This is a genomic window from Hydrogenophaga palleronii (assembly GCF_031457455.1).
In the GTDB taxonomy this organism is placed as follows: Bacteria; Pseudomonadota; Gammaproteobacteria; order Burkholderiales; family Burkholderiaceae_C; genus Hydrogenophaga; species Hydrogenophaga palleronii_A.
Map to the genome: position 1 here is coordinate 200471 of NZ_JAVDWU010000001.1, position 12423 is coordinate 212893.

Consider the following 12423-nt stretch of genomic DNA (forward strand, 5'->3'; position numbering starts at 1 on the left):
ATGAAGGCGAATCTGCGATTTTAGGTCGGCGAAGGGGTGGGCCCGCATGGGAGGCCCGTCCGATGAGGAACTGGTATCAAGCGCGGCGCTGCCATTCTGCCGGATCAAACCCCACGGTCAGACTGGCTGGGCCAGCCCCATCCCACTGCACCACCGGCCGTTTGATCACGCTGGGCTGATCCAGCATGAGCGCGCGTGCACTGACGCCATCGGCCACCTGATCGCGCGTGGCGTCGTCCAGTTTGCGCCAGGTCGTGCCTTTGCGGTTGACCAGCCGCTCCCAGCCCAGGACGACAAGCCATCGATCAAGCGCTTCTTCAGGGACGCCTTGTTTCTTGAAGTCGTGAAACTGATGTTCGATACCGTGCTCGGTCAGCCAGGCGCGGGCCTTTTTGACGGTGTCGCAGTTGGGAATGCCAAAGACAGTGATCATGGTCAGGGATTGTGCGGCAAACCCCTGCCGGCACGCCATGGGGGGCGCAGTGGGAAAATGCGGAATGCTTGAAATCCCCCTGCCCGAACATCCCACGACCCTGGCCGAGTGGCTCGCCCACTGCGAGCGCCTGCACCCCAAGGCCATCGACATGGGTCTTGAGCGCGTTCAACGCGTGGCAGAACGCATGGGTCTGGCGATGAATTGCCCGGTGATCACGGTCGCGGGCACCAATGGCAAGGGCTCCACCTGCGCCATGCTGGAGGCCATCTACGGCGAGTCGGGTTATCGCACCGGGGTGTACACCTCGCCGCACCTGGTCCGCTTTGAAGAGCGTTGCCGCATTGCGGGCACGCCGGTGGAGGCCAGCGCCTTGCTGCCTGCCTTTGCGGAAGTGGAACAGGCCCGCGCAGGGCAGGGGCAGGACGAAGCCATCAGCCTGACCTATTTCGAGTTCACCACCCTTGCCATCCTGCAGACGCTGGCGCGCAGCGGGCTGGACGTGGTGATTCTGGAAGTGGGCCTGGGTGGCCGACTGGACGCGGTCAACGTCGTGGACACCGATTGCGCTATTGTCACGTGCATCGCCCTGGACCACATGGCGCTGCTGGGCAACGACCGGGAAGCCATCGGCTATGAAAAAGCCGGGATCATGCGAACCGGCCGTCCAGTGGTGGTGAGCGATCCGGTGCCTCCGCAGAGCGTGATCGACCGGGCGACCGAGGTGGGGGCCAACCTGTGGCGCGTCGGCAAGGATTTTCATTTTGCAGGCGACCAGCAGCAATGGGGCTGGGCCATGCACCCGTCGCATGGTGGGCGGCGGTACAGCGGACTGGCCTACCCGGCGCTGCGTGGCGCCAACCAACTGGTGAACGCGGCCGGCGTGCTGGCTGCCATTGAGGCCCTGCGCCCGCGCCTGCCGGTCACGGCCCAGGCCGTGCGCAACGGACTGGCCATGGTGGAGTTGTCCGGGCGTTTCCAGATCGTTCCCGGCACGCCCACGCTGGTCCTGGACGTGGCCCACAACCCGCATTCGGTGGCAGCGTTGACCGAAAACCTCGATGCCATGGGTTATTACCCGACCACCCACGCCGTGTTCGGAGCCATGGCCGACAAGGATCTGCCCGCCATGCTGGAGCGCATTGCCCCGCTGATCGACCATTGGCACCTCACCGATCTGCCTCTGGACCGCGCCATCACTGCTGAAGGGCTGCGACAGGTGCTGGACGCCCATCCAGCGACCACCCCAGGCGGAAAAAGCCGCGTGGCCGGTTGCCATGCCGACCCGATGAGCGCCCTTCGCGCGGCCGTGTCCCTGGCAGACCCCGCTGATAGAATCGTGGTCTTCGGGTCCTTCTTCACCGTGGGTGGTGTGCTGCAGCAGGGCGTGCCTCGCCTCTCGGCCCGACACCTGACCGCCTGAGACCGGGCGCTGGTCAAGGTGGCCCTGCAATCCTTCATTCCGAATGATCAAATCCCGCGCAGCCTCTCAGGGCACTCCCCCGACGCCCCCACCGCAAAGCATTGAAGCAGTGCGCCAGCGTGCAAGGCACCGGTTGATCGGCGCCAGCATTCTGGTGCTGGTGGGGGTGGTGGGCTTCTCGCTCCTGTTTGACACGCAGCCTCGCCCCATTGCGGTCGACATCCCGATCGAAATTCCCTCCAAGGCGGCCCCAGCGGCGCCCGCTACAGGTTCTCCAGCCGCTTCTTCAGAAAACGCGAGCACGAGTGCCAAGAAAGAAGAGCCGGCGGCCGAGCCCGCACCGAGCGAGCCCGTTGCGGCCGCGCCTGCGCCGGTACAGGAGGCAACAGCCGTCAAGCCGGCACCTGCACCAGCCCCGGCGCAAGCAGATCCGCCGCCTGTCCTGGCGCCGGCGCCCGCCCCCACTGCCGAGGCTTCATCCAATGCCAAGACCGCGCCGTCTGCGCCCGCTGCGCCAGCGGAATCGGTCAGCTCCAGCGACAGTGAATCCCTGCGTCTGGTGGTGCAGGTCGGCGCCTTCGCTGAGGCCGCTCGCGCCCGTGAAGTTCGACTGAAAATTGAAGCCGCCGGCATGAAGACCTACACCCATGTGGCCGAGACCAGTGAGGGTCGTCGTACCAGGGTGCGTGTGGGGCCTTTCTCAAGCCAGACGGAGGCCGAAAAAGCCGCGGCCCGGGTCAAGGCGCTGGGCTACCCCGCGCGCATTCTCACGCTCTGATGTTTCGCCGGACTGCGCCTTCATGGGATTGATGGACTGGGTGCTGCTTGCGGTGCTCGTGTTTTCGGCATTGCTCGGACTGTGGCGCGGGTTGGTGTACGAAGTGCTGTCGGTGGCGGGGTGGGTTGCCGCCTTTGTGCTGGCACAGGCCTTTGCGGTGGACATGGCTCAAATGCTCCCCATGGAGGGAGCTTCACCTGCGCTGCAGGTTGCTGCTGGGTTTGCGCTGGTCTTCATTGCGGTCGCATTTGCGGGTGGTTTGGTGGCCTGGCTCGTACGCAAGTTGGTGACATCGGTGGGGCTCAGGCCGGTGGACAGGATATTGGGTGGTGCGTTTGGTGTGTTGCGAGGAGTGGTGATGCTGCTGGGTTTTGCTGTGGTGGTGAACATGACGCAGTTGCAGCACAGCGAGTGGTGGCGCACATCGGCCACAGGGGCAGTGCTGACGGTGACGCTGCACGAGCTCAAACCCCTGTTGCCCGAGGCAGTGGCGCGCTACCTGCCCTGAAGCGGTTTCGGTTTTTTCTCTTCTAGGAAGCTTATATGTGTGGAATCGTGGGCGTGGTCAGCCAGACACCCGTCAATCAGCTGATCTACGACGCGCTGCTGCTGCTGCAGCATCGCGGGCAGGACGCGGCGGGCATCGTGACGCAACAGGGCCGGAAGTTTTTCATGCACAAGGCCAAGGGCATGGTGCGCGACGTCTTTCGCACCCGCAACATGCGCGCCTTGCCCGGCAACTGTGGGCTGGGCCAGGTGCGTTACCCGACCGCCGGCAATGCCTACAGCGAAGAAGAGGCGCAGCCTTTCTACGTGAACGCCCCGTTTGGTCTGGTGCTGGTGCACAACGGCAACCTCACCAACGCCCACGCGCTTAAACAGGAGCTGTTCCAGACCGACCACCGCCACATCAACACCGAGAGCGACTCGGAAGTGTTGCTCAATGTGCTTGCTCACGAGCTGGAAAAGGTCACCCGCGGTATCACCTTGAAGCCGGCCGATGTGTTCGCCGCCGTGCGCGGGGTTCACCAGCGCATCAAGGGTTCTTATGCGGTGGTGGCGCTGATCGCCGGCCATGGCCTGGTTGCATTCCGCGATCCCCATGGCATTCGCCCGCTGTGTGTGGGCAGAAACGAACAGGGTGTGATGGTCGCGAGCGAGTCGGTCACGTTGGAAGGCAATGGCTTTGAACTGGATCGCGATGTGCTGCCAGGCGAGGCTCTGTTCGTCGATCTGGAAGGCAACATGCAATTCCAGCAATGCGCCGACAAGGTCAGTCACCACCCTTGCATCTTTGAGTTTGTGTACCTCGCGCGGCCTGATTCCGTGCTGGATGGCATTTCGGTCTACCAGGCCCGCCTGAACCTGGGCATCACGCTGGCCAAACGGGTGGTGTCCACCGTGCCACCGAACGAGATCGATGTGGTGATCCCGATCCCTGAATCGTCGCGTCCCAGTGCCATGGAACTGGCCCAGTTGCTGGGGCTGCCCTACCGTGAAGGTTTTGTGAAGAACCGCTATGTGGGGCGCACCTTCATCATGCCGGGGCAGGGCGTTCGCAAAAAATCTGTGCGCCAGAAGCTCAACGTGATCGGCAGCGAATTCAAGGGGCGCAACGTGCTGCTCGTGGACGACTCCATCGTGCGTGGCACCACCAGCCGCGAGATCGTGCAGATGGCGCGCGACGCGGGCGCCCGCAAGGTGTACCTCGCCAGCGCTGCGCCACCTGTGCGCTACCCCAACGTGTATGGTATCGACATGCCCACGCCTGATGAGCTCGTGGCCCACAACCGCAGCGTCGACGAGGTGCGCGAGAGCATCGGCTGCGATGCGCTGATCTACCAGGATGTGGACGCCATGAAACAGACGATCGGCTCCCTCAATCCGAAGCTCGCCGGTTTTGACGCATCCTGCTTTGACGGCGTGTACGTCACAGGCGACATCACGCTCGAAGACATCGCCCGCCTGAACGCCGGTCGCGACATGAGCGAAGAGGGCGAAGAAGACACATCGCGCCTGGCCTTGCCCAACGCGCAGACCGCCTGAAGGCTGCCGTCGATGAAACCAAAAAAACCCGACCTGCATCGCGATACCCTGGCCGTGCGCGAGGCTGTGGCGCGCAGCCACTTCGGTGAAAACTCCGAAGCGCTCTACCTCACCAGTGGGTATGTGCAGCCCAGCGCAGAAGCCGCCGCCCGACGCTTTGCCGGCGATGAAGAAGGTTTCACCTACGGCCGCTATGGCAACCCCACGGTGGCCAGCTTCGAGCAGCGCCTGGCGGCACTCGAAGGTGCAGAGGCCTGCATCTCCACCGCGTCGGGCATGTCGGCCATCCTGATGATGTGCATGGGTCTGCTCAAGTCGGGCGACCATGTGATCTGCTCGCACTCGATGTTCGGCTCCACGATCAAGCTGATCGGCTCTGACCTGGCCAAGTTCGGTGTGGAATCCACCTTTGTTTCACAGACCGACGCCAATGCATGGAAGGCCGCTGTGCGGCCCAACACCCGTTTGCTCTTTGCCGAGACGCCCACCAACCCGCTCACCGATGTGTGCGACATCCGGGCCCTGGCCGATATTGCCCACAACGCGGGTGCCTTGCTGTGCGTGGACAACTGCTTTGCCACGCCTGCGCTGCAGCGCCCGATGGCCCTGGGTGCCGACATCGTCATGCACTCAGGCACCAAGTACCTGGACGGGCAGGGCCGTGTCATGGCCGGGGCCCTCTGCGCCAGCGAGTCGCTCGTCACAAAAACCTTCTTGCCCGTGCTCAAGAGCGCAGGCATGACCCTGGCGCCATTCAACGCGTGGGTTGTGCTCAAGGGGCTGGAAACGCTGGACATCCGCATGCAGGCGCAGTCCGATCGGGCACTCAAACTCGCGCAGTGGCTGCAGGCGCATCCGGCTGTGGCAAAGGTGCATTACCCGGGTCTTAGCAGCCACCCGCAGCATGAACTGGCCATGGCCCAGCAATCGAACTGCGGCGGGGCAGTGCTGTCTTTTGAGGTGAAAGCCTCCGACGCCGATCAGGCGCGGGCCCGCGCGTTCCATGTGCTTGACTCGCTCCAGGTGCTGTCGCTCTCGACCAACCTGGGCGACACCAAGACGCTGGTGGCCCACCCCGCCAGCACCTCGCACGGCCGTCTGACCGAAGACCAGCGCCAAGCCGCCGGTGTGGTTCAAGGCCTCATCCGCGTGGCCGTGGGTCTTGAACACCCTTCCGACATTCAGGCCGATCTCGACATCGGCCTCTCCTCACTTTGACATGACCGTCCGCACCCGCTTCGCACCATCTCCCACGGGGTTCATTCACCTCGGCAACATCCGCTCAGCCCTGTATCCATGGGCGTTCGCGCGCTCCACCGGCGGCGCCTTCATTCTGCGCATTGAAGACACCGACCTCGAGCGGTCGTCTCAGGCTGCCGTTGACGTGATCATCGAAGGCATGAAGTGGCTCGGTCTCGATCACGACGAAGGGCCGTTCTACCAAATGCAGCGCATGGACCGGTACAAGACCGTGCTGGCCGACATGGTGACCGCCGGCCTGGTGTATCCCTGCTACATGAGCGTGGCCGAACTCGATGCGTTGCGCGAACGCCAGATGGCGGCCAAGGAAAAACCACGCTACGACGGCACCTGGCGGCCGGAGCCCGGCAAGGCATTGCCCCCAGTGCCCGAGGGCGTGAAACCCGTGCTGCGCTTCAAGAACCCGCAGGGCGGCGTGGTGGCCTGGGACGACAAGGTCAAGGGCCGTATCGAGATCAGCAATGACGAACTCGACGACTTGGTGATCGCCCGACCCGACGGCACGCCTACCTACAACTTCTGCGTGGTCGTCGATGACATCGACATGGCCATCACGCACGTGATCCGTGGCGACGACCACGTGAACAACACGCCGCGCCAGATCAACATCTTCCACGCGCTCGGCAAAGAGCCACCCGTCTACGCTCACCTGCCTACCGTGCTTAACGAGCAGGGCGAGAAGATGAGCAAGCGCAACGGCGCCAAGCCGGTCACGCAGTACCGCGACGAAGGCTACCTGCCCGACGCCATGGTGAACTACCTGGCACGCCTGGGCTGGAGCCATGGCGACGACGAAATCTTCAACCGTGCCCAGTTTCTGGCGTGGTTCGACCTCGATCATCTGGGTCGCAGCGCCGCACAGTTCGATGAAGCCAAGCTGCGCTGGGTCAATGCCCAGCACCTCAAGGCGATGGACGACGCAGCGCTGGCGCCCATCGTGGCGGATCAGTTGATGAAGCGGGGTGTGCGTGCGGATGAACGCCTTGCCCGTATCTGTGGCCTCTTCAAGGATCGCTGTGACACCACGGTGGCGTTGGCCATATGGGCCAGCGCGTTCTACGACAAGGTCATGCCATCAGACGAGGAGCGCGCGCAGCACATCACCGAGGCGATCAAGCCCGCGCTGGCTACTTTGGCTGCCAAGCTGGCCGAATGCGAGTGGACCAAGGCAGGTATCTCGGTGGCGATCAAGGAGACCACTGCGGCCCATGGCATCAAGATGCCGCAGCTGGCCATGCCGGTGCGGGTGCTGGTCATGGGAACGGCGCAGACCCCGTCCCTGGATGCGGTGCTTGAACTGTATCAGCGGCAAACTGTTTTGGAACGTCTGCAAAACAGCTGAAAAATGTCCTATAATTTGAGGCTTGCTGATTTGCACCGGGCAGTGAGATGCCGGGGGTGAATTGACAAACCCTGTGGGGGTATAGCTCAGCTGGGAGAGCGCTTGCATGGCATGCAAGAGGTCAGCGGTTCGATCCCGCTTACCTCCACCAAAAGTTCAGGGTTCTGCGGTGTTTCAAAAGAAGAACACAGTTCTTCAGATGCTACAATGCAGGGCTCGCAAAAACGCGGTTGAGAATGTCGCGTTTCGGTTAGTCCCAAGGTTTTGACCCTATCGTCTAGAGGCCTAGGACATCACCCTTTCACGGTGAGTACCGGGGTTCGAATCCCCGTAGGGTCGCCAGAATTTGCCGCAAGGCAACTCAGGCACAAGTGGTTGGCGCTTGGTTCGAAAGAACGAATGTCATCTACCAGGAGTGGTAGTTCAGTTGGTTAGAATACCGGCCTGTCACGCCGGGGGTCGCGGGTTCGAGCCCCGTCCACTCCGCCATCAAAGCAATGAGCCGTTGAAAATCCACGATTTTCAACGGCTTTTTTGTTTTGGATGCTCTGACGGCAGACCGTGGTGGCTGCCACAGCAACCCCCCTGCGTGAGCGCTCTAGATGCATCGCCCGGATCTAACGATCCTTCAGTGGCGCGGCCAGTGTGCCCTCCAGCCAGCGCAACCGGAGCAGACCGGTGGCCAGCAGCGTGCCGCACAAGATCACTGCGCCACAGATCACCATCCAGAGCGTGACAGTCTCAGCGAGAAAGATCGCCCCGTACAGCAAGGCAAACACGGGGACCAGGAAAGTCACGGTCAAGGCTTTGCTGGGGCCTGCCTGGGCAATGATCCGGAAGAACAGCACATAGGCCAGTGCGGTGCACAGCAGCGCCACGGCCAGAATGGCTGTCCATGCACTGCTGCTGACGGATTGTGTGGGCCAGAACAGGACGGTGGGCAGCGCCAGCCCCAGCGAGGCGCCAATCTGGCTGCCGGTGGCAGTGGCCAGCGGGTGCGCGCCGTTCAGGTGGCGTTTGGTGAAGCTGGCCGCCATGCCATAGCACAGGGTGGCGAGCAGCGCGGCGCCCATGGCGAGCAGGGTGACGGTTGTGTTGTCCGCCGCCGGCCGACCGGACGCATCAAAGCCGGACTTGCCGAGCACCAGCAAGCAGACGCCGGCAAAGCCAAGCATCAGCCCCAGCAACCGGGAACCGCTTGGTCGCTCACGCAGCCAGATCCAGGCGACCAGGGCACCGGAGAGCGGCACGGTGGCGTTCAGGATGGAAGTCAGGCCGGTGGTGATGTGCAGCACCGCGAACGAAAAAAGTGCAAACGGAAGCGCCGAGTTCAGCAAGCCGACAAACAGGATCAGCCCGGCCCTTTGGCGGAAGTCTGCCCACACACCTTTGACGAGGAATGCAGGCAACAGAAACAGGGACGCTAGACCCACGCGCAATCCAGCCGTCGGCAAAGGGCCGAATTCTGCGGCGCCCATGCGCATGAACAGAAACGAGGCGCCCCACAAGGCAGCAAGCAGGAAGAACTCGGCAATGAGAAGGGGGGGCATGGTTCAAGTGTCCGGTGTGGAATCAAGCCAGATCAAGGCAGGGCGTCGCGCTGCTCCAACCGCAGCAACGCCTGTTTGCGATGCAGTCCGCCAGCATAGCCCGTGAGAGACCCATTGGTGCCGATCACGCGGTGACAAGGCACGAAGATGCTCAGTGGATTGCGACCGATCGCTGTGCCGGCGGCCCTCACCGCAGCAGGTTTGCCCATCCGCTGGGCGAGCTCACTGTAGCTGATGGTGTTTCCCCATGCGATTTGCAGCAGGGTTGTCCACGCAGCAATCTGAAAAGGCGTCCCGGCGGTCAAGTCCAGTGGCAGGTCGAACGACTGACGCTCTCCCAGAAAGTAGTCGTTCAGCTGATTGGCCGCAGCCAGCAGCGCGGGGTGCTCGGGCTGTGACTGCCATTGGGCCACCAGCGAGGCCGCTGGCCCGTGGGCTTGTTCGTTGAACCAGGCGCCGCGCAGGCCTCCGGGGCTGGCCGCGAGCAGAATCGGTCCCAAGGGTGATGGAACGGTGTGTTTCGCCAGAATTGTCATGACATCAGACCTTAGGTTGTGGGCTGGGCGGCTCGGTAGGTGCCGGCCCAGGCGCGGATCACCGCATAGCTGCGCCAGGGGCGCCAGCGTTCAGCCATTTGCCCGGCGGCGCGGCGTGCCGCCTGGGATCGGGGGTTTTCCAGTTCAAGGGCCTTCACCAGTGCCACATCGCCTTCCGGCCATGCGTCTGGCCATCTCAGCGCCCTCATGGCGATGTACTGTGCGGTCCATGGCCCGATACCTGGCAAGCCTTGCAGCGTTTGCAGGGTGTCCGGCGCGACGCGGGACGGGTTCAAGTCGATGTGGCCTGCGAGCACGGCATGGGCGAGCGCTTTCAGTGCGACCTGCCTCTGGCGCACGATGCCCATTCTGCCCAGCAGGTCCTCGTCCGCTTGGGCCAGCGTCTGGGGCAAAGGGAATAGCCGATCAATGGCAGGGTCGGGTGTGACGATGGGGTCGCCCCATTGCTGGATCAGCCGGGCCGTCAATGTGCGGGCAGCCGCTACCGTGACCTGCTGACCCATCACGGCTCGCACGGCCAGTTCAAATCCGTCAAAACAACCCGGCACGCGCAAACCGTTCCCGGCAGGAAAGTCGTTTTGCAGGGCGGCGTTGATGGGGGTCGGGTCTGCATCGAGATCGAACAGGGTGCGCACACGCCGGATGACGCTGGGCAGCACCTTGAGCAAGCCGTCGCTCACTTGAAGCAGCAGCAGATTTTTTTCGGGTGCCCATACCCCTGAAATCCAGCCGGTGTGCGTGTGTCCTGCCACTGACAGGCGAACGGTTCGCTTGAAGCTCGGCTTGGGCGCTGAACAGAAGCGTTCGACGCCGCCCAACTGGCGCTCCTCAAAGAACTTCATCATGCTGCCCACGTCCAGCGGGGGGCGCCACGAAAGGCGAATGCTTTCACCACTTCCCACCGAGGCTGTGGACGTTACGGGATCTCGGCGCATTTGGGTCGGGTTGATGCGGTAGTGGTCGGCAAACGCCGCGTTGAACCGGCGCAAACTGGAGAAGCCGCTGGCCAGCGCCACATCGCTGACCGGCAGTCGCGTGTCGGTCAGCAACTGCTTGGCCGCCAGTAGGCGGCAGGTTTGCAGGTATTGCAGGGGAGAGACGCCCAGGTGCATGTCAAAAATGCGGCGCAGGTGGCGATCGCTCACGCCCAGGCGTGCGGCCACGGCAGCGATCCGTGTGCGTTCCGCCGCCGGTTCCAGCCAGGTCCCCGGGTCATCGAGCAACAGTGTGGCCTGATGTGCAAGTATTTGTGTAGCGTCCGTTGTGGTCCAGTGCCTGTGTCGCGGCGCGAGCTCCGGGCGGCATCGCAGGCAAGGGCGAAAGCCCGCCTTTTCTGCCTGTGCAGCGAGATCAAAGAAGCGACAGTTTTCCTGCCTGGGGGTGCGCACCCGGCAAACCGGCCGGCAGTAGATGCCGGTGGATGTCACGCCCACAAAGAAGCCACCGTCGAACCGTGCATCTTTCGAGCAAAGCGCTCTGTAGCGGGCTTCGTGTTGGGTGGGGGAAGGGGTTTGCATGTGGCCATGGTACGGTCTTTGCCGCCCACCGGCTGGCCGTTTCCGGACGCATGAACAGGCTTGCTGCAAGGGCGGTCCTGTAAGGCGACCCACCTACAATGGCGGGTTACCACAGCATCGGGAGTTCAGCACATGCAAGTTGCACCGTCCATCTTCAAAGCCTACGACATTCGCGGCATCGTGCCTTCCACCGTGGACGAGTCGGTGGCGGAGGCCCTGGGACTGGCATTTGGCACCGAGGCCCGTCGCCTGGGCGAGCACACGGTGGCCGTGGGGCGGGACGGGCGCATCAGCGGACCCGCCTTGTCCGCCGCCCTGATCCGGGGTCTGGTCGCTGCCGGTATCGACGTGATCGACATCGGCCTGGCCACCACCCCCATGTTGTACTTTGCTGCCAGCACTTTGTGCAGCAGCGGTATCCAGGTGACAGGCAGTCATAACCCGAAGGACTACAACGGCTTCAAGATGGTACTGGCAGGCAGGGCCATTTACGGTGAAGCCATTCAGGCACTTCGCCGATGCATGGAGACCGATGCGGGCCAGCTCGCTGAGGGCGGGAAGGTGCGGTTGATCAATGTGGGGGCGGCTTATCGCGACCGCATTGTGGGCGACATCAAGCTTGCGCGGCCGATGAAAGTCGTGGTGGATTGTGGCAACGGCGTGGCCGGGGCGTCGGCGCCCGCGCTGTTCCGTGCGCTGGGCTGCGAGGTGATCGAGCTGTTCAGCGAAGTGGATGGCAATTTCCCGAACCACCACCCCGATCCCAGCAAGCCTGAGAACCTGCAGGACGTGATGCGTGTTCTGCGTGAGACCGATGCGGAGCTGGGGCTGGCTTTCGACGGCGACGGCGACCGGCTCGGCATCGTCACCAAGGAAGGCAACAACATCTACCCCGACCGTCAGATGATCCTGTTTGCCCAGGATGTGCTGTCCCGCGTGCCGGGCGGCGACATCGTCTTTGACGTGAAGTGTTCGCAGCGCTTGGCCCCGGCCATTGAGGCGGCCGGCGGCGTGGCGCATATCTACAAGACCGGGCATTCCCTGATCAAGGCTCGCATGAAGGAGCTTGACAGCCCCCTGGGTGGCGAGATGAGTGGTCATATCTTTTTCAAGGAACGCTGGTTCGGGTTCGATGACGGCACCTATGCTGGCGCCCGCTTGCTGGAAATTCTGAGCCGGAGCCCAGACGCGAATGCGGTGCTCAACGCGCTGCCCACCAGCCACAGCACACCTGAGCTCAACGTGGCTTGTGCCGAGGGTGAACCCCATGCGGTCGTGGAGAAACTGGTGGCAATGGCCCGCTTTGATGCACCCGCCAAGGTGTCCACCATCGACGGCGTTCGCGTGGACTGGCCGGATGGCTTTGGCTTGATACGTGCTTCCAACACCACGCCGGTCCTGGTGTTGCGTTTCGAGGGTCATACCCCTGAGGCCCTGCACCGTATTGAATCGGCCATGCTGAGCCTGCTGAAGGCGGCCAAGCCAGACGCGGTCGTGGGCGCCAACGCACACTGAGG

General features: G+C 63.2%; 11 protein-coding genes and 3 tRNA genes. 10 read left to right on the plus strand and 4 right to left on the minus strand.

The window, feature by feature from the left end:
• Nucleotides 1–76: 76 nt before the first annotated feature.
• Nucleotides 77–433 (minus strand): ArsC family reductase, encoded by a 357-nt coding sequence (locus tag J2W49_RS01020; protein WP_310310604.1) that lies wholly within the window; start codon nt 431–433, stop codon nt 77–79.
• Between the two features lie 64 nt (nt 434–497).
• Between J2W49_RS01020 and folC the strand changes: the two genes are divergently transcribed.
• The 9 genes from folC (at nt 498) to J2W49_RS01065 (ending at nt 7771) form a co-directional block, all read left to right on the plus strand.
• Nucleotides 498–1856, plus strand: coding sequence for a bifunctional tetrahydrofolate synthase/dihydrofolate synthase (gene folC, locus J2W49_RS01025; RefSeq protein ID WP_310310605.1), 1359 nt, complete (start codon nt 498–500; stop codon nt 1854–1856).
• 43 nt (nt 1857–1899) lie between these two features.
• A complete protein-coding gene (locus J2W49_RS01030) occupies nt 1900–2634 on the plus strand; it encodes an SPOR domain-containing protein (RefSeq protein ID WP_310310607.1) in 735 nt (244 codons plus the stop codon).
• Nucleotides 2635–2656: 22 nt separating this feature from the next.
• Complete coding sequence (locus tag J2W49_RS01035) at nt 2657–3142, plus strand: CvpA family protein (RefSeq protein ID WP_310310609.1); 486 nt, start codon at nt 2657–2659, stop codon at nt 3140–3142.
• A gap of 35 nt (nt 3143–3177) precedes the next feature.
• The gene (purF, locus tag J2W49_RS01040) at nt 3178–4680 is read left to right on the plus strand and encodes an amidophosphoribosyltransferase (RefSeq protein ID WP_310310611.1); all 1503 of its coding nucleotides are present in this window, start codon (nt 3178–3180) and stop codon (nt 4678–4680) included.
• A 12-nt stretch (nt 4681–4692) separates the two neighbouring features.
• The gene (locus tag J2W49_RS01045; RefSeq protein WP_310310613.1) at nt 4693–5898 is read left to right on the plus strand and encodes an O-succinylhomoserine sulfhydrylase; all 1206 of its coding nucleotides are present in this window, start codon (nt 4693–4695) and stop codon (nt 5896–5898) included.
• Nucleotide 5899: 1 nt separating this feature from the next.
• A complete protein-coding gene (gene gltX / locus J2W49_RS01050; protein WP_310310615.1) occupies nt 5900–7282 on the plus strand; it encodes a glutamate--tRNA ligase in 1383 nt (460 codons plus the stop codon).
• 75 nt (nt 7283–7357) lie between these two features.
• Nucleotides 7358–7433 (plus strand) — tRNA-Ala (locus J2W49_RS01055).
• Nucleotides 7434–7548: 115 nt separating this feature from the next.
• Nucleotides 7549–7624: transfer RNA gene (locus J2W49_RS01060), tRNA-Glu, on the plus strand.
• A gap of 70 nt (nt 7625–7694) precedes the next feature.
• A tRNA-Asp gene (locus tag J2W49_RS01065) sits at nt 7695–7771 on the plus strand.
• A gap of 128 nt (nt 7772–7899) precedes the next feature.
• Here J2W49_RS01065 and J2W49_RS01070 read toward each other — a convergent pair.
• The 3 genes from J2W49_RS01070 to J2W49_RS01080 are packed head-to-tail and all read right to left on the minus strand — an operon-like array spanning nt 7900 to nt 10906.
• On the minus strand, nt 7900–8832 hold the full coding sequence (locus tag J2W49_RS01070) for a DMT family transporter (RefSeq protein WP_310310616.1): 933 nt from the start codon (nt 8830–8832) through the stop codon (nt 7900–7902).
• 32 nt (nt 8833–8864) lie between these two features.
• Complete coding sequence (locus J2W49_RS01075) at nt 8865–9368, minus strand: methylated-DNA--[protein]-cysteine S-methyltransferase (RefSeq protein ID WP_310310617.1); 504 nt, start codon at nt 9366–9368, stop codon at nt 8865–8867.
• An 11-nt stretch (nt 9369–9379) separates the two neighbouring features.
• Nucleotides 9380–10906 (minus strand): DNA-3-methyladenine glycosylase 2 family protein, encoded by a 1527-nt coding sequence (locus J2W49_RS01080; RefSeq protein WP_310310619.1) that lies wholly within the window; start codon nt 10904–10906, stop codon nt 9380–9382.
• A 132-nt stretch (nt 10907–11038) separates the two neighbouring features.
• Here J2W49_RS01080 and J2W49_RS01085 point away from each other — a divergent pair, with 132 nt between their 5' ends.
• Entirely contained in the window at nt 11039–12421 is a 1383-nt protein-coding gene (locus tag J2W49_RS01085; protein WP_310310621.1) for a phosphomannomutase/phosphoglucomutase, read from the plus strand.
• The last annotated feature ends 2 nt before the right edge of the window (nt 12422–12423 follow it).